This window comes from Acinetobacter nosocomialis (genome assembly GCF_041021905.1).
GTDB lineage: Bacteria > Pseudomonadota > Gammaproteobacteria > Pseudomonadales > Moraxellaceae > Acinetobacter > Acinetobacter nosocomialis.
Genome location: NZ_CP157432.1, coordinates 252,780 through 276,533, shown reverse-complemented (window position 1 = coordinate 276,533; position 23,754 = coordinate 252,780). Strand labels below are relative to the sequence as shown.

General features: G+C 38.2%; 21 protein-coding genes and 1 pseudogene. 11 read left to right on the top strand and 11 right to left on the bottom strand.

The genetic code is table 11. The annotated features are described in order from the left end of the window. Nucleotides 1-14: 14 nt before the first annotated feature. From nrdR to glnK, 3 genes are all read right to left on the bottom strand, one after another. Nucleotides 15-473: a transcriptional regulator NrdR gene (gene nrdR / locus ABLC00_RS01305; RefSeq protein WP_004710970.1), complete on the bottom strand. Its 459-nt coding sequence runs from the start codon at nucleotides 471-473 to the stop codon at nucleotides 15-17. A 160-nt stretch (nucleotides 474-633) separates the two neighbouring features. Beyond that, entirely contained in the window at nucleotides 634-2,031 is a 1,398-nt protein-coding gene (locus ABLC00_RS01300; protein WP_002048891.1) for an ammonium transporter, read from the bottom strand. A 57-nt stretch (nucleotides 2,032-2,088) separates the two neighbouring features. After that, nucleotides 2,089-2,427: a P-II family nitrogen regulator gene (glnK, locus tag ABLC00_RS01295; RefSeq protein WP_000780326.1), complete on the bottom strand. Its 339-nt coding sequence runs from the start codon at nucleotides 2,425-2,427 to the stop codon at nucleotides 2,089-2,091. A 279-nt stretch (nucleotides 2,428-2,706) separates the two neighbouring features. Here glnK and ABLC00_RS01290 point away from each other — a divergent pair, with 279 nt between their 5' ends. Together ABLC00_RS01290 and ABLC00_RS01285 are read left to right on the top strand one after the other, a co-directional pair. Then, entirely contained in the window at nucleotides 2,707-2,934 is a 228-nt protein-coding gene (locus ABLC00_RS01290; RefSeq protein ID WP_002048939.1) for an accessory factor UbiK family protein, read from the top strand. Nucleotides 2,935-2,999: 65 nt separating this feature from the next. Beyond that, nucleotides 3,000-3,839 (top strand): annotated as a pseudogene (locus tag ABLC00_RS01285) (YifB family Mg chelatase-like AAA ATPase); the annotation flags it as partial. 141 nt (nucleotides 3,840-3,980) lie between these two features. On the opposite strand, the gene ABLC00_RS01280 reads toward ABLC00_RS01285, so the two are convergent. Then, on the bottom strand, nucleotides 3,981-4,220 hold the full coding sequence (locus tag ABLC00_RS01280; protein WP_005301602.1) for a helix-turn-helix domain-containing protein: 240 nt from the start codon (nucleotides 4,218-4,220) through the stop codon (nucleotides 3,981-3,983). 69 nt (nucleotides 4,221-4,289) lie between these two features. Between ABLC00_RS01280 and ABLC00_RS01275 the strand changes: the two genes are divergently transcribed. The 9 genes from ABLC00_RS01275 (at nucleotide 4,290) to ABLC00_RS01235 (ending at nucleotide 14,608) form a co-directional block, all read left to right on the top strand. Further along, nucleotides 4,290-4,772, top strand: coding sequence for a hypothetical protein (locus tag ABLC00_RS01275; RefSeq protein ID WP_348941167.1), 483 nt, complete (start codon nucleotides 4,290-4,292; stop codon nucleotides 4,770-4,772). Nucleotides 4,773-5,314: 542 nt separating this feature from the next. Continuing rightward, a complete protein-coding gene (locus ABLC00_RS01270) occupies nucleotides 5,315-6,019 on the top strand; it encodes a metallophosphoesterase (RefSeq protein ID WP_033846923.1) in 705 nt (234 codons plus the stop codon). A 318-nt stretch (nucleotides 6,020-6,337) separates the two neighbouring features. Next, the gene (locus ABLC00_RS01265) at nucleotides 6,338-7,408 is read left to right on the top strand and encodes an XRE family transcriptional regulator (RefSeq protein WP_033846922.1); all 1,071 of its coding nucleotides are present in this window, start codon (nucleotides 6,338-6,340) and stop codon (nucleotides 7,406-7,408) included. Nucleotides 7,409-7,647: 239 nt separating this feature from the next. Next, nucleotides 7,648-7,776 (top strand): hypothetical protein, encoded by a 129-nt coding sequence (locus ABLC00_RS01260; RefSeq protein WP_000106063.1) that lies wholly within the window; start codon nucleotides 7,648-7,650, stop codon nucleotides 7,774-7,776. Between the two features lie 109 nt (nucleotides 7,777-7,885). Then, nucleotides 7,886-8,926, top strand: coding sequence for a nucleotidyltransferase (locus tag ABLC00_RS01255; RefSeq protein WP_033846921.1), 1,041 nt, complete (start codon nucleotides 7,886-7,888; stop codon nucleotides 8,924-8,926). Beyond that, on the top strand, nucleotides 8,923-10,653 hold the full coding sequence (locus tag ABLC00_RS01250; protein ID WP_033846920.1) for a ThiF family adenylyltransferase: 1,731 nt from the start codon (nucleotides 8,923-8,925) through the stop codon (nucleotides 10,651-10,653). The genes ABLC00_RS01255 and ABLC00_RS01250 overlap by 4 nt, the downstream gene beginning before the upstream one ends. Beyond that, on the top strand, nucleotides 10,646-11,137 hold the full coding sequence (locus ABLC00_RS01245) for a Mov34/MPN/PAD-1 family protein (RefSeq protein ID WP_033846918.1): 492 nt from the start codon (nucleotides 10,646-10,648) through the stop codon (nucleotides 11,135-11,137). The genes ABLC00_RS01250 and ABLC00_RS01245 overlap by 8 nt, the downstream gene beginning before the upstream one ends. A gap of 11 nt (nucleotides 11,138-11,148) precedes the next feature. After that, on the top strand, nucleotides 11,149-12,750 hold the full coding sequence (locus ABLC00_RS01240; protein ID WP_033846917.1) for an SAVED domain-containing protein: 1,602 nt from the start codon (nucleotides 11,149-11,151) through the stop codon (nucleotides 12,748-12,750). A gap of 52 nt (nucleotides 12,751-12,802) precedes the next feature. Then, on the top strand, nucleotides 12,803-14,608 hold the full coding sequence (locus ABLC00_RS01235) for a hypothetical protein (RefSeq protein WP_033846916.1): 1,806 nt from the start codon (nucleotides 12,803-12,805) through the stop codon (nucleotides 14,606-14,608). A gap of 73 nt (nucleotides 14,609-14,681) precedes the next feature. Here ABLC00_RS01235 and ABLC00_RS01230 read toward each other — a convergent pair whose 3' ends face one another. From ABLC00_RS01230 to ABLC00_RS01200, 7 genes are all read right to left on the bottom strand, one after another. Continuing rightward, nucleotides 14,682-15,047: a copper-binding protein gene (locus ABLC00_RS01230; RefSeq protein WP_033846915.1), complete on the bottom strand. Its 366-nt coding sequence runs from the start codon at nucleotides 15,045-15,047 to the stop codon at nucleotides 14,682-14,684. Nucleotides 15,048-15,079: 32 nt separating this feature from the next. Next, a complete protein-coding gene (locus ABLC00_RS01225) occupies nucleotides 15,080-18,226 on the bottom strand; it encodes an efflux RND transporter permease subunit (protein WP_044423601.1) in 3,147 nt (1,048 codons plus the stop codon). A 13-nt stretch (nucleotides 18,227-18,239) separates the two neighbouring features. Continuing rightward, nucleotides 18,240-19,739, bottom strand: a complete 1,500-nt coding sequence (locus tag ABLC00_RS01220; RefSeq protein ID WP_033846913.1) for an efflux RND transporter periplasmic adaptor subunit — start codon at nucleotides 19,737-19,739, stop codon at nucleotides 18,240-18,242. Beyond that, nucleotides 19,739-21,043: a TolC family protein gene (locus tag ABLC00_RS01215; RefSeq protein WP_033854514.1), complete on the bottom strand. Its 1,305-nt coding sequence runs from the start codon at nucleotides 21,041-21,043 to the stop codon at nucleotides 19,739-19,741. The genes ABLC00_RS01220 and ABLC00_RS01215 overlap by 1 nt, the downstream gene beginning before the upstream one ends. 77 nt (nucleotides 21,044-21,120) lie before the next feature. Continuing rightward, on the bottom strand, nucleotides 21,121-21,516 hold the full coding sequence (locus ABLC00_RS01210; protein WP_033846944.1) for a hypothetical protein: 396 nt from the start codon (nucleotides 21,514-21,516) through the stop codon (nucleotides 21,121-21,123). Between the two features lie 161 nt (nucleotides 21,517-21,677). Continuing rightward, entirely contained in the window at nucleotides 21,678-23,507 is a 1,830-nt protein-coding gene (locus ABLC00_RS01205; RefSeq protein ID WP_033846911.1) for a ferrous iron transporter B, read from the bottom strand. Next, nucleotides 23,497-23,754 carry a FeoA family protein gene (locus ABLC00_RS01200; protein ID WP_033846910.1) on the bottom strand — a complete coding sequence of 86 codons (258 nt, stop codon included), beginning with the start codon at nucleotides 23,752-23,754 and terminating at the stop codon, nucleotides 23,497-23,499. Before ABLC00_RS01200 ends, ABLC00_RS01205 begins: the two co-directional genes overlap by 11 nt.

Sequence of the window (23,754 nt, the reverse complement as noted above, 5' to 3'; positions counted from 1 at the left end):
TAAATCTCAAATGATTAATGTTCACGTTGTTGCATTTGCTCAATTTGACGGCGAAACGCTTCAACATCCTGAAAGTCTTGATAAACCGAAGCAAAACGAACATAGGCAACATGATCAAGTGCAAATAAAGATTGCATGACAATTTCACCAATAGTTCTAGACTTAACATCACGTTCACCTAAACGGCGAATCTGCAATTGAATATCACTCAGAACCGTTTCGATCTGCTCTTGTGTCACTGGACGCTTTTGTAAAGCATGCATAAGTGAACGACGTAGCTTCGCTTCATCGAATGGCTCATTCTTTCCATTCGATTTGATCACACGGGGCATCACCACTTCATAGCTTTCAAAAGTGGTAAAACGTTCACCGCAAACTACACACTCACGACGTCGACGAATCTGACAGCCTTCTGCGGCCAGCCGAGAATCGATGACTTTACTATCTGCGGCGTTGCAAAATGGACAATGCATAGCGGACTTAATAGGGTCAATTACTTTGACCTAGTGTAGCAAAATTTCTACGCTTACTGAACCAGCATTCTATGAGACAAAAAAACAGCCCTGAGCCAGATCAAAGCATCGCTTTGATCACAGCCCAAGACTGTTTTTAGTACAGCAAATATATTATGAATTATTCAATACGTTCGCCATGTTGGCTTAAATCCAGACCCATACGTTCATCATCGGCATTAACACGCAGACCAATCACCACATCAATTACTTTAAGAATAATGAAGGTTGCAATACCGCTGTAAACCATAGTTGCAAGTACACCTTCAACTTGTACCCACAATTGGCCTGCAAATGTTGGTGCTAAAGTCACACTAGCTGCTTTAATGATTTCATCACTATAGAACACGCCAGTTAAAATCGCGCCGACAATACCACCTACTGCATGTAAACCAAAGGCATCCAATGCATCATCCGCTTTGAGTAAACGTTTAAGTGCTGTAATACCCCAGAAGCAGACTACACCACCGATTAAGCCCATCACTAGAGCTCCGCCTACGCCGACGAAACCTGCTGCTGGTGTAATCACAACCAAACCAGCCACAGCACCAGATGCACCACCTAATACAGAAGCTTTACCACGAATCATACGTTCTACAACTAACCAAGAGAAGGCAGCAGCAGCGGCAGCAACTTGAGTCACTAAAATTGCCATACTTGCACGAGCACCAGCGCCTAACGCACTACCACCATTAAAGCCGAACCAACCTACCCAAAGTAAGCTTGCACCGATTACAGTTAAAGTTAAGTTATGCGGTGCCATAGATTCACGGCCAAGGCCAATACGTTTACCAAGCATGTAAGCTGCGACTAAACCCGCAACACCAGAGTTGATATGTACAACTGTACCACCAGCAAAATCTAATGCGCCTGCTTTAAATAACCAACCATCTGTTGCCCAGACCCAGTGAGTAATTGGCGCATAAACCACAAGTACCCAAATTGTAATAAAGGCCATGAAAGCTGAATATTTCATACGGTCAGCAATCGAACCACTCAAAATTGCGACAGTAATGATGGCAAAAGTCATTTGGAAAATAACAAATAAGCTTTCAGGAATTGTTCCACTTAGTGCGTTAAAACCTACGCCATTGAGCATAGCTTTAGACAAGTCACCAAAGTATGCACCTGTGCCAGAGAACGCGAGTGAATAACCAGCAATCACCCAAAGCAAACTTACCAAAATTGCAGCAGAAAGGCTGAACATCATGGTACTTAATACGTTTTTCTTACGGACCATACCGCCGTAGAACAATGCCAAGCCAGGAATCGTCATCAACAGTACTAAAGCTGTTGAAACTAAAATCCAAGATGTATCGCCTGTATCGAGTTTTGGTGTCGGTGCTGGAGCTGCCGGAGTTGCGGCAGCTGCTGGTGCTGCTGCAGATGTTGCAGGTGCTGCAGACGTTGATGTTGCTGTAACCTCAGATGTCGGTGTTGTTACAGTCTCTTCTGCCCAAGCGGCAGTACCACCCAAAAGTGCGCCTGTTAGACTCAGCGCCATAAGCATTTTTTTCATTCGTGTCCCCCAACCTCATTTGCGAGCTATTTATTGCTCAGCAAGCTTTGTGCCAATTTAGACAGCATCTGGTCCTGTTTCACCCGTACGGATACGGATGACTTGTTCCAGGTTAGTCACAAAAATCTTACCGTCGCCGATTTTCCCAGTGCTTGCCACACGAGTAATTGACTCAATTACTGCGTCGACCATTTCATCGCTAATCGCAATTTCGATTTTTACTTTAGGTAAGAAATCAACCACATACTCCGCGCCGCGGTAAAGTTCTGTATGCCCTTTTTGACGACCAAAACCTTTAACTTCAGTTACGGTAATCCCTTGTACACCAATGTCAGAGAGTGCTTCACGCACATCATCTAATTTAAACGGTTTTACAATTGCAGTTACAAGCTTCATGTTTGTTTCCTTCGGCTTCTTTTCACCAGTAAGGTTTTATGTTCAATTTTCATGCCAATATTTCAAAGGTTGGAGGAGATGAATCTTTTGCATGAGCTTTCTTTATAACCTATTTAGTTATCAAGATGTAGATGAGCTACTAAAAATAAAATGAATTTGCAGTCCTGTTTTTATTTCATTTTATCGTTATCCAATATGGAAAAGCCAAGAAGCCTATATACGAGGTTCAAGCAGTGTTAAACTGGCAAGCATAAGGTAATACAACAGTTTGGATATCTCATGCTAGAAACTCTATTACAGGCTATTTTGGAACAAATTGACGAGCCTAAAAAAGATTTAGAAAAAAACTTACGTGCATTATTAAATGAAACTGTCGAGAAATTAGACCTCGTGTCTAAACAAGAAATCGAAAGACAAAAAACTGCACTTCATTTAGCCAACCAACGTTTAGAAGAGCTACAAAAACAAGTAAGTCTATTAGAAGAAACTTTAAAGAATAAAAAATAAGCACCAATGTAGCGCACTTATACTTTACAACGATTAAAAATTAAGCACCACAATGGAACAAGAAGATGTCTTTTTCTAAAATTTATACTCGGGGACTTTTAGGCTTACATGCGCCTCTCATTGAAGTAGAGGTACATGTGAGTCAAGGCTTACCTTCTCTAACGATCGTAGGGCTTGCTGAAGCAGCAGTCAGGGAGAGTAAGGACAGGGTTCGCTCAGCAATTATTAATAGTGGATTTCAGTTTCCGACTAAACGGCTGACTATTAATCTTGCTCCCGCAGATTTGCCCAAAGATGGTTCACGTTTAGATTTACCGATTGCATTAGGGATATTAATTGCCTCAGGTCAGCTTCCAGAGAACTGCACTGAAGACTTTGAATTTATTGGAGAGTTAGCACTAGATGGTCATGTAAGACCTATTTCAGGTGCTTTAACTTTGGCAATGGCCTGCCAACAAGCCCAGCATAAAATTGTTTTACCCCAAGATAATAGTCAAGATATTAGTCATTTACCAAATCTTGAGTGTTATCCGGTTAGTCATTTAAAAGAAGTTTGTGAACACTTTTTAGGAAATACCAAGCTATCTCAGGTGCAATCATCTTCCCGCTCAAATGACATGCCGTATAAATTTGACCTTGCTGATGTAAAAGGTCAGCTACGTCCACGTCGTGCACTGGAAATTGCAGCTGCTGGAGGGCACTCCCTGCTCTTTAAAGGACCACCGGGTACAGGTAAGACTTTACTCGCCTCACGTCTTCCTTCAATTTTACCACCACTTTCTACTCAAGAAACGCTTGAAGTTGCGAGTATTTATTCGATTTCAAATACACCGCATATTTTTGGACAGCGCCCTTTTCGTGCACCCCACCATACAGCCTCAGCAATTGCACTAGTTGGGGGCGGCTGTGATTTACAAACAACTATGCGACGTTACAAACAACTATGCGACAAAATACTCTGTAATAATGTGTTTTGGAGAGTTAAAGCGTAATTTTGAGAGGTTGATATTAAGTTTTAAGACAAAACAAATCTTATCTAATTAAAATTAATGTTTTTCTAATTTAGAAATTATAATAAATTCTGAAAGTTGTATATCAAGGGCTTTTAGCCAGTCATGTAATTCAATTACATCCAATCTACGATCTAAATTTTCTACTTTAGCAACATACGACTGATGTTTTTTTAGAAATGAAGCTACTTCTACCTGAGTTATATTTTTTTCCTCACGTAAAGATATTAAACATTGTATTAGACCAATATATCTAGGGTCATGTATTGAGCTCATAACCGAAGATGGTGTACTATTTTAAAAAATATCCCAAAATAGGATATTAATTGTTACTTGATGGTAGAAATGACGAAAAGACAAATTCTGCAAAGATTGTTTTTACGTTTCCTTATGAAAAATTCTTTTCATAAATTGGCGTTCACAGAAATATGGTCGTTATTTGTAGGCCATAACAGCTATTTAAATAACGATGAAAACTTTGAAGTAGTTCATAGCTTTTTTATTCATCATTTAGTAAAGGAGTACTTTATTGTGGATTCTATAAATATTCCTCAAAAATACACTTCTAAATATCATGCATATCAAATCAAGAAGTTTTGTTTACCTGTGGAATTACAAGAGCCTTATGAATCTATTTGTGAGAAGACTAATCAACTTAATAAAACACTACAGCAAAATGAACTCGAAATTGAATGTCTTAACGAGTGTTTTAATGAGTTTCCTAGTATTAGATTTCAGATTGAACTTTTGATACAAAAAAAGAAAGATTATCAATTTTCACTTCAATCAAAAGTAAACGTATTAAAGGAGTTAATACAAACTTTCTAAATTATACATTGCCACTTCATTATATTTAAAAATCATTATGAAAAATAATAAATTAAATAAATATTAACTTATTAACAGATAGTTAATTAAGAGAATATTTTATTGTTAGGTTGAGAATATCTTGTGCTCTTCTTAAGCGTTAAATTGGGAGTTCACTGGCTAAATATATTTTTATAATCAATATTTTGGAGTATTAACCTTGAGCACTAATAATTCTCTACAAACGAAAACCACACAATGTATAACGTGTGATATTTGTGACCAGCCAACTTCAAGCAATTATGGTGTACTGAAATCAGACTGGGATCCGAACACCGATGATAAGAAAGATAAATATGAAGTTCGACTATGTAAATCCTGCTTCTTAGGGACACTTTCTTATTTAAGAAATCAGAAAAAATTAAATCACTTATTTGATGAAAATTTTGACTTTAACCAATTAGATAATCTTGGCTTAAGTTAAATGTAATAGTCAAAGTTGATATTCTTCATATGAACCATGATTATGTAAACTCATTATTTTTAACTAGTGAATTAGAATTATGAAAGAAATAGATTTAGGACATAATTTAATTGAACACTATTCTAAGCCTATACAGGGCCGTCTTTTTGTAGTGGGTGATCTTCATGGATGTTACACCCTACTCATGAATAAATTAAAAGAAATAAAATTCAATTTTCAGCAGGATTTATTAGTATCTGTTGGAGATTTAGTCGACCGCGGCAATGAGAATCTTGAGTGCCTAAACCTTATTAATGAACCATGGTTTAAGGCAATCCGGGGCAATCATGAACAGATGTGTATTGAAGCGACTCTTGATAATGAAATGAAGGATATGCATACCCATCATGGGGGAGCCTGGCTATACGATTTACCTATTGAGCAACAGCAAAGCATAGTTGATCAATGCCGTAATTTACCCATAATTCTTGAAATTCATCATAACAATAAGGTTTATGGTTTTGTTCATGCAGATATAAATATCAATGACTGGGAAGACTTCAAGCAAAAAATTCTTGAGAACGATTATTTCATTGCAGGCGAGCAGTCAGCTATACAAATTGCTTTATGGCATCGAGGACGAGTTAGATTTAGTAAATATCACCCTGGGTATAGAACTGTAACAGGGGTTGATGAAATCTATTTCGGTCATACCGTAGTTAAAGAACCAGTCCAGCATCAAAACTGTTTTTTTATTGATACAGGCGCTGTTTTTGGGGGAGCTTTAACAGTTCTAGAAATCTAAGAGTCTAATAACAATCATTCCAGAATAACTAAATTATCTATAGAAATATGGCCTTCAATAACCCGTCTTATGGTCCCATCTTTCAGAATATCTTAAGAACTTTAGCTGATCTAACTGCTTTAAAAACTAGCTTTCTTGTCATAAAATTTAATAAATGTTTCAGCCAAAAACTATATTTAGTAAAAAACTAAAAAACAAACACAATATATAGACCCAATTTTAATTTCGGTTATAGTTTCACAAAAAATTGACAGCCCCAAATATTTCCACTATCTTACCGGCATGAATCAAAAGAAATTTTTGTTTCAGGGAGGACATATGCCTACATTTAATCCAGACATGTTAAGAATTGCTCGGGACCTAAGAGGGATGAGCCAGACTGAGCTTGTCCAAAAAATGGGAAATATTACTCAAGCTGCTTTATCCAAAATTGAGAAAGGCGACATTAAGCCTTCAGATGAAACAAAGTTTAATATTGCTAAGACCCTTAATTTCCCAGAAAGGTTCTTTCATCAAGATGACCACTTTAAAGTGTCCCCAATTAGTCTACATGCATACCGAAAAAAAGCTTCAACTACAGCTAAAATCCTAAATCAAATCAATGCTGAAATGACAATTAAAGCTTCAAATCTAGATAAGCTTGATCTGTTTTGTCAGTTAGAATCATCTTTACCATTACCAAGTTATCAGATACATATAAATGTTAGTTCAGCCACTGAAGCTGCATTAAAGCTTCGTAAAGAATGGAATTTGGGACTAAACCCTATTGAAGATTTGACCGGACTCATTGAGAAAGCTGGAGTCTTTATTTTCTATTGTAATTTTGAAGAAGATCACATTGATGGGGTATCTTTACAAACTCAAAATAGCCCTCCATGTATTTTCCTCAATGCAAATCAACCTAATGACCGAATTCGCTTTACCTTAGCACATGAGTTAGGACATTTAATTCTTCATAAATATGCTCCATCTATAGACATGGAAGAAGAAGCGAATGAATTTGCTGCAGAGTTTTTAATACCAACTGACGCTGTGCAAGGCCAGTTACAAACAACTAATCTTAAGACTTACGCAACGCATAAGTTGTTCTGGAAAGTTTCCATGGCTGCTCTAATTGTGAAATCAAAACACATTGGAGACATAAGTGACAGACAGTCAGCAACGTTATGGCGTCAAATGAGTATGTACGGTTACCGCAAAGCTGAGCCTTATTCCCTAGAAAGAGAGCACCCTCAACGCTTTGCTAAATTAATGATGGATTTTTGCCAAGGTGATAAGTCAAAAGTCATTCCAGATTTATCATCCTTCTTTAACTTATACCCGGAAGATTTCACTCAGCTTTATAAAGCTGATATCGAAGAGATGGAGAGATTTTCTATGGCTTCTTAATATTTTAGCCGACCCGAAGGTCGGCTAGTAAACGTGAGAAAGGCAGATTTGGGCATATGCCCCTGCGATTTCAGGACAAAAGACTTGACTATCCATAAGTACGGATAGATGTCTTTCACGTTAGTCCTCGTGATGTGGTGTCTCGATTCTAACGTAAAAGCTCTCTCCTCCGCAACGGACAACCCTGTCTACTCCTAAGTCGCACTCACATTACCATGCCCTATGTGAGGAGTAGACCTATGTCTACAAACGACGATGGCATTGAATATGTGTACACACGATTCATTACCAGAAACGGCAAACGTATTTATCACCCAAAAGGTGGTTTATATAAGTTTCCGAAACGTTCAAAAAAGTCAAAGTCTTAGAGTGAATTAACTGAGCTAATGGCTTTTAAAAGTTTAAGTAATTGTTCTCTACCCAGTTTTTTTAGGGGGGCTGGGTACCAAATAAACTTACATTTTGAGAGAGCAACACATGAGTTTGCAAAATAAATTTAATACGTTTAATCAACGAATCTATCTAACCCGTCATGATTCCGAGTATTCAAATGCTCGTGAAAAAGACGATAGCATTACAGCTGCAATCAAGGCTAAATTTAAAGAAAAAGGTTATCCTGTTATTGATAACTTTGTTCAAGGGTCACTTGCTACTTATACGACTATTAAAGAACCTGGTAAAGATTTTGATATTGACCGTGCCATAGTCATTGATTATGAAGATTCTCCATCAGATCCTTTAGTTCCCAAAAAAGTCATTTTAGAAATTCTGGAAGATCGTGGATTTCAAAATGCTAAAATTAAAAAACCTTGTGTTACTGCTGATTATAAATTTAAGAATCTACATATTGATATCCCGGTATATAGAAAGAATTCCTGGGGAGGATATGAATTAGCAGTAGGGAAAAAAGACTCAGCTGATGAACATAAAATTTGGTCAGAATCCTCGCCAATAGAACTCATTGACTGGGTCAATGACTCATCTCAATATGGCGTATATGCCACAGAAAAACTACATCAATTTCGCAGATTGGTAAGGTACCTCAAACGTTGGAGAAACCTGAAGTTTAGTCCTGACGTGTGCAGAAAGATCTATTCAATCGGTCTAACTGTAATGATTAAACAGAACTTTAAACCAAGTATTGATGAAGACGGGTTTCCAAATGATTTACTCGCACTAAAAGCTACAGTTGATTCAATTCTGGATTGGTCTGGCTATTTTCAATTGCACTCTGATGATCAATGGAAAGTAAAAGTTAACCTCCCGGTTTATCCATCTAGAGATATTTTTCATGGTAGTAGCCTAAATACGGGCACTAGATTTAGAAATCAATTCACTAATTTACGATCTACCTTGCAGGATGTAATTGATACATCAGATGAAGCTGAACAATGCTCTTTACTGGTCAAAGTATTCGGTGATGACTTTCCAAATAATGTTAATACCAACAGTGCAAGCACGGCTCAAAAAGTGCAATTCGCTACCTCTGGAGCTGTAGGGACATCTCAAGGCGCATGAACTACTCTTCAATCATTAATCATCTGACAGACCGCGGATACCAAGTATCCGCAACAGAGTTCTGTTTGTTTCCGGCTCTGAGTATCGAATGTTCCGTTGCAGGTTACGATATCACCTTAATTCATCTAAAAGATGAAGAACTTACAGCTCTGCCTTCTTTTTTTCTAAAGTCTCCTGATAAGTACGGGCGAATCGCGCACACACTTGCGAATAAGACTTTAAATGTAGCTTCAATATGCGTAAATGTTCCGGATTCGGTGTCTATCAATTTTGAGGTGCCCGAACGAGCCTTTGAAGAATCCTTAAAACGGCATATTTCTTTATTAGAAAGATGTTTATCTGATCCCAAATGGAATGAAGAAGAGTTATTACGAGAATTTTTAGCAGGCTGGAATCATATTCAGGACCAAAAGTATGAGGACTTTTTATGCTTGTCTGATAAAGGAGAATTTGAGCTTCTTAATATTCTTCCTCCCAAGAAAGGCGTTAAATACGGACTGAATGCTTGCCATTTTGGGATACCTCAGGAATTTAAACAAAAGCCTCAGTTTTCAGTAATTAATGATCACATCAATAACCGTGGTAAACCTAAAGGAATTGGATGTATTGTTCCTTTAGAAAAGTTAATCCCTGCCCCATGGCAGAGTGCAGACTTAGAAGAATGGTATCTTGAAATACTCAAGTTTATTTCTCAGGATGTTTTTGAGTCTTTAACCCGTACCCTCGGACAAACTCGAGACCATGCCTTTTGGCTTGTATTTAATGCGGATACACCATCAGGTAAAACTTGGTTTGGTATCCATTTTCATTTAAAAAATAATATTAAAAGCAAAAAAGGCCTGCCTCTTAATCGTGAGCATTTAGAGTTCTGGGAACTCAAGGCAATGAATGTACGTTTATTTAATAAAGAACGAGTCATGCCCCGAAGTGGAGCTATTCAAGAATTACAAAACAAAAAAGTTTTACTGGTAGGTTGCGGATCGGTTGGGAGTCAAATTGCTAATCAACTTGCATCCACAGGTATTGGCCATATCACACTTTCAGATCCCGAGACTTTTTCTTTGGATAATTTATATCGCCATACTCTTGCAGCTCATTATATTAGCTGGCCTAAGACCTGGGGCTTACAAACAGAATTGAGTAATAAATATCCGTGGCTAGAAGTCCAGGTTATGTTTTCAGAACTCCTAAGCCTAAGATATGAAAATGTATTAAATACTTTCGATCTCATCATTATCGCAATCGGTTCACCTACACAAGAACGTATTTTTCATGATTACTGTATTAAGAATTCAATTGAAACTGCTGTCATAAATACCTGGGTGGAAGGTTACGGAATTGGGGGCCATGCTGTACTAGATATTCCTGATTCAAAAGGTTGTTTAAGATGTGCATATGTTGATCCAATTGATTTTTCACGAGGTCTAGGTTCCAACCTTAATTTTTTGAAACCTAATCAAAACCTTACGAAAAATCTTGCGGGTTGCGGAAATGCATTCTTACCTTATAGCAACTTAAGTGCATTACAAACCGCTCTTATTACTTCTAATTTAGCGATCAAGTTTTTAATGGGCCAATTACACAGCTCTTCAAAAGTGAGCTGGAAAGGCAGTGATTTTGATGTCGTCCAAGCTGGTTTCCAGGTAACTGATCGATATACACAGTTTTCAAAATCATTAGAAATTCTCCCTCTTCTAAATAGCGGGTGTGATCTTTGCAATGATTGAAAATTATTACTTGCTCCCCTCTAAACAGTTTGAACTCTATATTTCCCATGAAGTTATTCAAACATGGACGAGATATAAGCAACTTGATAGAAAAGATCTAGAAGCATGTGGTGTTCTGATTGGCAATCAGAGCTCCTCTAACCCTAATCAGTACTGGATTGAGGACTTAACTGAGCCTATGCCAAAAGATTGCAGATCTACGCATAGGTTCACCTTAAAAGATCCGGGACATCAAAAGAAAGTAGATTCGGCATTTTCAAAATCAAACGGAACCTCGGTTTATTTAGGAACTTGGCATAGCCACCCACAAAACATCCCAACTCCGTCAAATATTGATTATGCAGACTGGAAAAGTTGCATTTTGAGGAATCCTGACCGCCAGCTTTTTTTTGCCATAGTGGGCATTCAAGCAATACGAATTTTCTTTTACTCCTCCCTTCAAGGGTGGAATCAAGCAGAGATCAATAATCAACAAGTACGATAAGGACTATAAGAATGACTGAAGTTACTTTTACTGAAACACTTGTACAAACGGTAAATCCTCCATTTGATTCATTAAAGACTGCACAAGAGTTTACAACTACAATTCAAGATTTCATTACATGGGATACAGTCGGTCTACTTATTGATGAAAGTGGTCAAAATTTAGTTATTTTATTATTAGAAAACGATACTGTAATCAGTTCCCTAAGGGCTAACCTGTATGAGACTGATCTACTTCAATTCATATTAGAACTATCTAATAAACAAACCAAAAAAATTATTCTGCATGCTTGGCAAGGTCATACAATAAATTGTTCTCATTTGAGCGATTTAAAAAAACTTGAGCATATTTGGCATAATAAAAGCGCTTATCAAGCTACAGAATTTATTAAAGTAAATGACATTAAAAAATTCATCAAAAGCTATTTTAAGCCAGTAAAAAAAATTGGACGAGGTAATCCGTTTACTGCTGAGACAAAGCGACTCGTCATGCAAGATAGTCATGGCCGCTGCATGTTCACTGGATGCGGTGATCGTCTAGATATCGAACAACTTACAGGCATGAAGGGTAATATAGGATATCTGGCTCATAATGTAGCCTCTTCAGAAAGAGGTGAAAGAGGAATTCCGTACCTTTCCGACTTGCTTTCTGATGACCCGGCAAATGTACTCCTTTTGTGTGATAAACATCACCGGTTAATTGATAAAATTGCAGCAAGTGATTACTCAGCACAACAACTGAGCGAAATGAGAAAATCATATTGTGATTTAGCAAACACTTTACTTGACGCCCTAGCATTCAGCCCAATTCCTGTATATTCAATTTTATGGTCTGTAAATAGTAATGCTGTTGGTCATCCAGAGCCTAAAGAGATTGCTTCATGTTTATCACCATTACAACATCGGATGGATGGTTACCTTCAAAGGTTATGTGATAGTAATACGATATATATGAAAAATCCTGACCAGTTTTCACAACAACTCGTCATGATTATTCAGAATGAAGCTGACAAAATTATCCAGCAAACAAGTTTAAATGGACATCGTGCTGCCATCTTTGCATTCGGACCTATGCCGGCACTTATTGGCTTAGGTGCTTTATTAGGTAATAAAGGAAAGTTTCTCCCAATGTTAAGGGATAGAGAAGCAAATCGATGGGGATGGCCAAATACTTCAGCTGCTGATCAATCATATGAAACGATCGGAATTGAAACTCTTCGAAAGGCTCCCGATGTTGTTTTATGTATAAATTTCACAGCTCTTATTGATAAAATCAAAAATAAGGCTCTTGAGCTAAAAGCTGAATTGGGTGCTGATATTATTGAAATTAATGCGCTTGAAGCATATTTAGGAAGTAAGGCGGTTCCTCATCCCCATAATATTTCAAAGTTCACCGCTGAGCTTCAGAAACTTTTTCATCTATTAAAAGATAAACATGGTGTAAAGAGAGTCCATCTTTTAATTGCCGCACCAAATGCAGCCTGTATAGCTTTAGGACAAGCTATTGATCTACATCATCCTGATATTATTATCTATGACTTTGCGCAAGATACTATGCTTCCTAAACTCATTATTAGAAATGATTCACGCGGAAATCACTTAGAACTTCCCTAAAAAACCTATTTTACAAGCTTATTTTTAATATATTAAAAATGGGATAGACCTTATGACTAATACTTCTACTGATCAAGATAAAAACTCTTCTGATGAAAATAAAGTAAAACTATTATGGGAGATCCTTAAACCCTATAAAGATAAATATTTACAAGTTTGGTGGTATGGAGGGATGGAAAAAGGAAAAAGGCCTGGAGATCAGCCACAGGTTCATGTCTTATTCAGAGAAGTTTTAGAAGATTTGCGTCCCACTGATAATTTTATCCAGATTACAGCAAACATTACAGATCTTGTATCTTGGCGAGTTGATTCAATTTGGCATCAGCAACGAAAAATAGATTTTGCAAACCAGGATATCTATGAATTTGTTATTAATCATACTGATTTCGAATTTAAATTTTTAAAAATCTATGAGAATGTGGATGAGAAGAAGAAAATTAACTTTTTCAAAAATCGAGAAGAATGTGAAATAGTGGATACGAAAGAGAGAAAAAATTGTATTTCTTTCAAAGTGAACCACCCTGAATTTGATGAGCTTTTAATACCATGTCTAGAATTTCTCACTAGAGCATATGGTTTATCAACTGAGCTCATACGAATACTTACTACATATAATGAAAGTGAACGAGAATCTCGATTATATATTCCCCACGTAGGGGAAAAGGATCTTTGGAGTGTACTACTTGGCGATAGAATTACCCGGCAGGATGCCGACTTTGTCGCATATTATAAATATACTGAACTCGCTAAGAATGCTACACGTATCTTATATAGTAGTATCGTTAGAAATTCTGATTTAAAACAAGCCAATATCTATCCAAAAGTTGTCCCTTGGCATACGGAGACCTTACCTATCCGAGTGTCAGGGTTCCGCTTAGCGGGAACAAAAACATTTGTTGTGACAAGAATCAGAGGAATGAAGTCACCAAAAAATGATCATATTAGAATAATACCTAGAGCAACTGAACGTATTAATACCATTACAGACACTAACCAGCCTAATCCCCCTTTACCTCAATTAGGTAGCGGTGATATTAATGTTTCCACAAATCAGGGCGGTCGACGTCCGCCTTCTGATTATGAATTCTTAGAAGATGACTTTGAATGGATTGATGGCGGTCCAGCTAATGAATTAAGTAAATACAAATATGTAAAACAGACTAAACGTCCAAAAAGAAAGAAGAAATATATAGAAACACAGACTATAGGAACTGGAGCTCCTGACAACTCACCAGAAGTATTAAACGGCCAAATAGTTCCTTCAACAAATCAATCGACAGAGTTTCAGGCCTCCGAGGATGGCAGAATTATTGGATTATGGAAAGCTTGTGTAAAAGCCATGGATTTCAATCCAGATTTAATACAACAAGTTCACTACTACACATTTGAAAAGGGATTTAACTATTCCGAACTCCCGATGCTGATCGGTTTTTTTACAGAGTCGGAAGTGCAGGTTCACAAGACTTGGTGCTACGCAAATTCATTAAAAACTCAGATAAGAGGAGCATTAATTATCAGATTAACTGTATCGCAATTAGAACCTGTTTATATTTTTGATATACAGCCCGCAACATATACGTCTACTGTAGAAGGTGAAAATCTGACAAAAGAAAGAGGACATGCAGGATTAGTTTTCCGAATGAAACAAGAAAAAGATCTAGAACAATTCATATCTGATTTGATGTATTTACTTCCGCTTTACGAAGGTTCATATCCTCAAGAAGTTTTTCAGAGTCTACTCGTCACACAAGTATTCTTATTCCGGCATTCAAATACAAAGGGATTAACTGAAGGAGAATCAACGCTATTAAATGCTTTGAGGAAAATAGGTATAGAAAAAATTTCTTTTAAAAATTAGAAACATATAGTTGGAACCAATAGTATCAATCACATATCAACAGAAGATACTATTGGCCAAAATACACTTTTATTTATGCCGTTTTTGGTTTAACTGCAACAATAATATAGTTTTCACCTTCAGCTTTTAGCTCAAACTCTACATGTTGTCCTATGGTTAGACCTTCTAGAAGTGCAGGATCAGCAACTTTAAAGCCCATAGTCATTGCTGGCCACTTAATCGCAGGAATTGCTTCATGTTCGAGTGTTAAAATATTTCCTTTTTTATCAATAGCAGTAATCACCCCAACGGCTTGGGCTGTTACCGCTTTAGATGACTCTTTATTCATCTGTTCCATAGGTGCTTCCGCTTTCTTTTGCTCAGATGCTTCGTTTTTAGTACACGCACTTAACGCGGCTACTGTTCCAACAAATACTGCAATTTTCATAAATTTCAACATAATAAAACCTCTTAGACTAAATAATGAAACTATCAATGTTTTGATAATTTCCTTTTGATTAAAAGCTGATAGGCAGCCGGGATAACAAACATAGATAAGAGGGGGGCTGAAATCATGCCCCCAACCATAGGTAAAGCTATACGGCTCATGAGTTCAGAGCCGGTTCCATTTCCTAAAAGAATAGGAAATAAGCCTGCCAGAATGACAGCTACTGTCATGGCTTTAGGACGCACACGTAGCACGGCACCGGACCGAATCGCATCATTGAGTTGTTGTTCCGATAAGGATGCTGCTGAAGAAGATAGACTTTGCTGTGTATGTTTGATCGCTTGCTTTAGATAAAACAACATAACTACGCCAAACTCTGCGGCAACGCCTGCTAGTGCAATAAATCCAACAGCAATTGCAACAGAAAAATGATAACCACTGAAATACATGGCCCATATACCACCGATAAGGGCAAAAGGAAGAGTGGCCATAATCAGAACTGCATCTTGTACTTCTCTAAAAATTAGATAGAGCAATAAAAAAATAATCATCAAAGTAATTGGAATGACTATTTTTAGGCGAGCATTTGCTCTTTCCATAAACTCAAATTGGCCAGAATAACTGATACTCATACCAACTGTTCGTTTTACCTGCTGATCAATAGCCTGTTTTAGATCTCGAACAACTGAAGCTAAATCTCGTCCTTGTACATCGACATAGACCCAACCACTTGGACGGGCATTCTCACTTTTCAGCATTGGAGGGCCATCTGTAATTTGAATATTGGCAACACTACTCAAGATAATTTGCTGGCCAGAGCCCGTGACAATCGGTAAGTTTCTTAAAGCCTCTAATGAGTCTCGGATCTCTCGAGGATAACGCACGTTAATTGGATATCTTGCTAATCCTTCAACCGTTTCCCCAATATTTTCCCCACCTATCGCTGAAGACACAATTTGCTGTACATCTGCAATATTGAGACCATATCGTGCAGCTTGTATCCGGTTGATATCGACATCAATATATCGCCCACCAGTGAGTCGCTCTGCCAAGGCTGAGCTTACGCCAGGCACCTTTCTTGCTATTTTCTCAACTTGCTGTGCAACCTGATCAATATTTTGCAGATCATTTGCTGAAATTTTAATACCAATTGGGCTTTTAACTCCTGTTGCCAACATATCAATCCGATTACGAATCGGTGGTACCCATATATTCGTTAATCCTGGCACTTGAACAGCCTTATCCAGCTCTTTTATCAATTTGTCAGGTGTCATCCCTGAACGCCACTCTGATCGCGGTTTAAACTGAATTGTGGTTTCAAACATCTCCAGTGGTGCTGGATCAGTCGCCGATTCAGCTCTTCCAGCCTTACCAAATACAGTTGCAACTTCAGGTACAGTCTTAATCATCCGGTCAGTTTGCTGCAACAGTTCGGAAGCTTTAGCTGCGGACAATCCCGGTAAAGCTGATGGCATGTACAGTAAATCACCTTCATCCATATTAGGTAAGAATTCTCCACCTAAGCGTGTTAGGGGGAAAAGGCTTACTAAAAAAATGAATAGTGCAGCAAACAGGGTTATCTTTGGATGAGCTAATACTACGTCCAACATAGGACGGTATATTCTGATCAGAAATCGATTTAATGGATTATGCTGTTCTGAGGGTAATTTTCCTCGAATCCAATAACCCATCAAGACTGGAATCAAGGTAATGGATAAACCAGCTGCTGCTGCCATGGCGTAGGTTTTGGTAAATGCCAATGGTGAAAATAAACGTCCTTCTTGTGCCTGCAAAGTAAAAATAGGGATAAAGGATAAAGTAATGATGAGTAAGCAGAAAAATAATGCAGGACCAACCTCACTCGCTGAGCGTGTAATAATGTCCCAACGAACTTGAGTATCTAATACCTGATCAGGGTATTCATGCTGCCAAGCCTCGATATGCTTATGTGCATTTTCGACCATCACAACCGCAGCATCAACCATGGCACCAATTGCAATAGCAATACCACCGAGAGACATGATATTGGCATTTAAGCCCTGATAATGCATAACCAAGAAAGCTGATAAAATCCCAAGAGGCAGAGAAACAATGGCTACCATTGCTGAACGTAAATGCCAGAGGAATAATCCACAAACTAAAGCTACTACAATGAATTCTTCAATCAATTTATGGCTGAGATTCTCTACAGCCCGATCAATCAATTGACTACGATCATATACCGGAACAACTTGCACACCTTTCGGTAAGCTAACTTGTAATTCAGCAAGTTTTTCTTTCACAGCGGCAATCGTTTCCCGTGCATTTTTTCCTGCCCGTAGAATCACGACACCACCAACAGTTTCACCTTGTCCATTCAGCTCACTGATACCTCGACGCATTTCTGGTCCAAGCTGAATGGTCGCAACATCATTTAAAGTAACCGGAATGCCAAAACTATTTGTTCGTAGTGGAATCTGTCGAAAGTCATCTAATGTCTTTAAATAACCGGAAGCACGTACCATATATTCCGTTTCAGCCATTTCCAGTACTGAACCACCAGTTTCCTGATTGGCCTTTTGAATCGCTTCAATGACATTGTTTTGGGTAATACCAAAGGTTGCCATTTTGTTGGGGTCTAAAACAACTTGATATTGCTTAACCATCCCGCCAATAGAAGCAACCTCAGCCACATTGGGTAATGTTTTTAATTCATACTTTAAAAACCAGTCTTGTATACTTCTCAACTGGGAAAGATCATGTTTTCCTGTTTGGTCAACCAATGCATATTCATAAACCCAACCAACACCTGTCGCATCTGGTCCTAAGGAGGATTTTGCATTCGCAGGCATTTTCCCTTGAATCTGGTTTAGATATTCCAATACACGAGATCGTGCCCAGTAGAGATCGGTATGTTCATCAAAAATGACATAAACAAATGAATCTCCAAAAAAAGAATAGCCACGTACAGCTTTAACACCTGGTACCGATAACATCGTCGTTGTTAAAGGGTAAGTCACCTGGTTTTCAACAATTTGTGGTGCCTGCCCTGGAAAATTAGTTCTGACAATTACTTGCACATCAGACAGATCTGGCAAAGCATCAACGGGAGTATTCCTTACAGCCCAAGTTCCCCAAATCGCAAGAACTACAGCCGCTAACAAGACAAATATGCGATTTATAATTGAAAAACGAATAATACGGGCAATCATAATAGTTCTCCCGTTAGTTCTTCATAGGGGCCTGAGATATTTTGGAAATCTCAGAAATAGTGTAAGCATTTCCAGCATGTATAAAGCTAAAGCTGACCTGATCACCTTGCTGAACCTGGCTAAATGGTCGTACAGGCTGTTTAAAGCCCATTGTCATAGCTCCCCATCCCAGCTCAGGAATAGCCTGATGTGAAATAGTAATCTCTTGAGTGGTGATTTTTTCCACTTTACCGGTACTTTGATATATAGCGTTCTTAACTTTTTGAGATGACGTAATTGATTGTCCAGTATTTAGCTTATCCATTACACCTTGTAAATTTGCTTCAGAATCAATGAGGAATTGTCCTGAAATCACCACTTTCTGGCCAGCTTTCAAACCTTGTAGAATGGCAATCTTATTACCATCGCTTTGCCCTAGCTGTACAACAACAGGTTCAAAGCGTCCTTGATCATGTCCCACAATGACAACATTTCGAGTACCTGTGCGTATAACAGCTTGTTCTGGCACAACTAAGCTGCTTTGGGGATGATTCGATAATCTGACAGAGGCATACATTCCTGGCTTGAGGTGGCCATCACTGTTAGGTAATTCAATACGAACCTTTATGGTTCTACTGGTAGGATCTAAAGTGGGTAAAATATCTGTTACTTTACCAAGCACTGCTTGAGGGTATGCAGCTAGAGTTGCTTCGACTCTCATCCCTCGTTTTATACCGGCAATTTGTGTTTCTGAGACAGATGCTTCTAACCAGATTGGGTTAATCCCTTTAATCGTGGCTAGGGTTTGTCCCATCGCTAAAGTCATTCCATTACGAACTTCCAATGAGTCAATAAAACCACTCACAGGCGCAGACAAAGTCATACTAGATTGCACTCGATGAGTACGTTCGACCTGACGAATCACAGTTTGCGGAATTCCTAAAAGCTGCAAACGTTGTCGGCTTGCCTGAATCAGAGAACGGTCTCCAGTTCGGAGTACAGCTAAAAACTCGGTTTGTTCTCCTGTCCATTCGGGTATGGAAATATCTGCAATCGGGCTGCCTTGGTTCACCATATCACCAGGGGCATGTCCATAAACCCGTTGAACAAAACCATTTGCTCTGGTTTGTAAAATCGCGACTTGCCTTTCATTGGCCTGTAATATGCCATTAGTTAACAGGGCGTTTCCAATGACTGCTTGTTCAACTGTGACATAACGAATGGCTAAATTTTGTTGAATAGATGGATCAATCTTGACTGTAGAATGACTATCATCTTTTATCCCTGTATTTTCATCTGCATATTTAGGTACCAGTTCCATATCCATAAATGGAGACTTACCGGGTTTATCAAAATGCTGTTCCGGCTTCATTGGATCGTACCAATAAAGAACTTTTTTATCCTGTTTTTGGCTTTCCACCCACGGTTGAGATTCTTCTTTTTTATGGGCAAACCAGTATCCAGCACCGCCACCTGCAACCAGACTAATTGCGGCGACTCCCATAATAGCAACTGTCAATTTATTCCTTAACATTATGGCTGCTCCCCAATATGGTTTAAGGTCGGCTCTTCAAAGGTAAAGAAAAGCTGTGCTGTTGTAATCGCTTGTTGTTGTTGAAGATCAATGAGTCGTAGCTGTTGCTCCAAAAGAGTTTGTCGGACAGCAATCACATTGGATAAATTAGTTTTCCCCGCTTGATAGCTTGCCAACTGTAATTTCACTTTTTGTTTGGCTAATGGAATACCCGTTTGAATTGCACGCTTAATTTGCTGGTTAAGCGCTTCAAGATCAGATAGCCCATCATCTAATTTGGTAAGGTGTTCACGGTACTGGGCTTCTTGATCAGCGGTAATTCTGTTTTGTTCCGCTAAAGCGGCCTGGATGAGTGGTGTACTTCGTCTTTTTGAAAATACGGGAAGCTCAGTGGTTAGTTGTACTCCAATCATATCGCCAAATTCTGGAGCCCGATGCTGATAAGCAAGTTCAATACCCCAATCTGGTTTCTGTAAAGCTTGAGCTTGCTTTAATTTTGCTTCGGCAGTTTGCTTTTCTGCCTGAAAAGCTTTTAATTCAGGATGTTGATGCAAATGACCATACAACTTTGAAGTGTCGAGATGAATAACAGGTGGTTGGGAAGGCAAGGCTTCAATCTGGGAGAGATTTTCAGTAGGGTCTGCACTGATCAACCGATGCAATTCAAGTTTTGCCTTATTTAAATCACGGAGTAAATCATCCTTTTGGTCAAGCAATACGATAGTCTGCTGTCTTGGCTCAAGTGCATCGGCAATCATTGTCCGGCCAGACGTGACTTGAGTTTGCGTAATTTCAGAAAGTAATCGATTCTCAGCAAATAATTCATCGTATAGGGCCAATTTACGTTCAAGATAAAAGCGCTTAAACCAAGCAGATGCGACTTTTTGACGTAGTTCAATCCGTAGAATCTCAGTTTGGGCATTGGCAGAACCTAATTCAGCTTTTGCTAACTCGACCTCTGCTTGCCTTTTAGCCCGGTTTGGAAAATCCTGCATAACCCCAATTTTCTGCATGGTCATACCTTCGCGTGTGACTGACCATGCTGCATCACCCGATACAGGGTAATTATCTAAACCCACAAATAATTTAGGGTTAGGTAAAATACCTGAAGCTGAAACCATATTTTCAGCCCCTTCAATCCGTGCACTACTTGCTCTTAGGTTAGGTGCATATTGCTCAGCAAGCTTTAAAGCTGTATCCAAAGTCAATGGTTCAGCATAAGCCTGACCATAGATCAGACAGAAACAGATCGTAGCTATTGGCCATCTCTTACTAAGAGATCGCTTTTCTTTATAAATATTCATATTTTTTGCTCTAAAATGATTACGCGCACGCGCAGAACATCCATAGAAAATTCTATGAATGATAGAGGACTATCAAATTAGTTAGAGCGTGGGGGCTTCCATAAACCCGAAGGGTATGGAGAAGGGAGATTTTGATCTGGAGAGTAAAAAGCTGAGCGCTCTATAGGAAAGGAAACAGTTGAGTACAAAATACTCTGAACATCATGACCATATACAAGCTTGCTAAAGGACATAATGCAATCTTGTTCTGACATACAAGATGGGTCGTGTAGAGTTTTTTTGGTCTTTACTTCTACTTTCATACAATCCGTATGCATCATCTGCTGATTTTGAGATGCTCCCATTAACATGGGTGGCATTTGTTCAGATGGCATTAAACATCGTTTATGTACAGACGAAGCAACAGCGGCCGATCCTACTAACAGGATAGCAAACGATAAAAACAGCGATAGACATGTTTTTAACCACTGCATAGATATAGACCAAATTTTAAGCTTTATTAGTTTTGCAGATTCCATCACAAAGGGCAACAGATAATACGCAAAAACTGTATGACTTAAGAAAATTATTAAAAACAGGAAAGACTAAATAAAACAGTGACATAAATATCACTGTTTTATCTTAAATTAATTCATCACCACCGGCTGACAAGCTGATACGTTATGAAAGAGAATAAATATGCGAGAGAGAAAAGGTAAACTGCCATTATAGTTGGTTGCTTCCAACTCCCAGTTTCTCTTCTGATAGTCGCCAAGGTTGCTAAACAATGAGGTGCAAAGATAAACCAGACTAATAGAGACATCCCCGTTGCCAATCCCCATCCATCAGGGCCTGATATTTGCGACAAAAGGGTCTGCGTAACGGTATCTTCATCACCCGACATAGCATAGATTACCCCTAAAGCAGCGATGATTACTTCACGCGCAGCCATAGCAGGAATTAAGGCAATACAGATTTCCCAAGTGAAACCGATCGGCGCAAATATTGGATGAATTAAATGCCCCAACTGACCTGCAATACTATAATTAATCGGAGGCATAGTTGGATTATCAGGTGGTAAAGGGAATGTCACCAAGAACCATAATAAGACAGATAATGCTACAATAATTCCGCCAACCCTTTTTAAGAAAATAGTGGCTCTATCATAAAGTCCTAACGCAACATTTCTAACATCTGGAAGGCGGTAGGTTGGTAACTCAAAAATAAAAATACTTTCTGTTTTATCTTTTCTTACTAATTTCAAAAATAAGGAAACGAGTAGAGCCGATACGATACCAGACATGTACAGTCCAAACAAAACCAGACCTTGTAAACTGAGCCAACCGTAAATTAGCTTATTCGGTATAAAAGCTGCAATTAATAAAGCGTATACAGGTAGTCGAGCAGAGCATGTCATTAAGGGAGCAATCATAATTGTTGCTAAACGATCTCTTTCCGAGCTAATACTTCTTGTTGCCATAATGCCCGGAATAGCACAAGCAAAACTAGAAAGTAATGGAATAAATGAACGCCCACTTAACCCAGCTTTAGACATTAATTTATCTAATAAAAAGGCTGCTCTAGGTAAATATCCTGATTCCTCTAAAATTAATATAAAGAAAAATAGAATAAGAATCTGAGGCATATAAGCAAGTACACTACCTGCTCCTGCAATCACTCCATCAACAACTAAACTTCTTAATAACGGTTGAGGGATCAAGGAACCTATAAAACTTCCCAACCATGTAATCGAATCTTCAACAAAAGAAATGAATGGCTGTGCCCAAATAAAGACAGCCTGAAACATTACGAACATAGTAAAGGCTAATATTAATAATCCAAAAACAGGATGCAAAAATATTTTGTCTAAGAAAGCTGTTCGCTTATCACCGTTATCATTTTTCAAAATGACTTGTTGTGTAATGTATTTAATTTGATCGAAATGACTTAAATTTGAATGATAAGGCGTGACAAATAAATTCTTTTTATCTAATTCAGTCAATAAACCTTGTATGCCTTTTGTCTTGACAGCTATTGCCTCAACAACAGGAACTCCTAAGAGTTCAGATAATTTTAATGTATCAATTGAGATTCCGCGCTTTCTAACCTCATCCATCATGTTTAGAACTAGAATCATTGGCCTATTAAGAGCTCTAACCTCAAGCACTAAACTTAAATGGAGATGTAGATTAGTAGCATCAACAACACATACAAAAATGTCAGGTATTACTTCACCTTTTAACTCTCCAAAACATACAGCTCTGGTCACTTCCTCATCTAAACTACTTGGTTTTAAACTGTAAGTCCCTGGCAAATCTAACACTCGAATTGTATTGCCAGAAGGCAATTTAAAAAAGCCTTCTTTTCTCTCTACAGTTACACCTGCGTAATTTGCAACTTTTTGGCGTGTTCCTGTAAGTGTGTTAAAGAGTGATGTCTTACCACAATTGGGATTACCAATAAGTGCAATATTTTTAGTGTTCATTGGCAATCTCTACAATAATTCTTTCAGCTTCATTTTTTCTTAAAGCAAAACGGGAAGTCTCAATTTGAACTAGAATAGGCTCTCCACCAAAAAGTCCTTTGGCAAGTACTTGTAAAGATTCACCTACTCTAAAGCCAAGTAATTTCAAACGTTCTAGAACAGGATCATTATTATCTGGATAATGATTACCCTTTTTAAGTTCAATAATTTTTACAGTTTGAGCTTGCTTTACTTGAAATAAATTCAT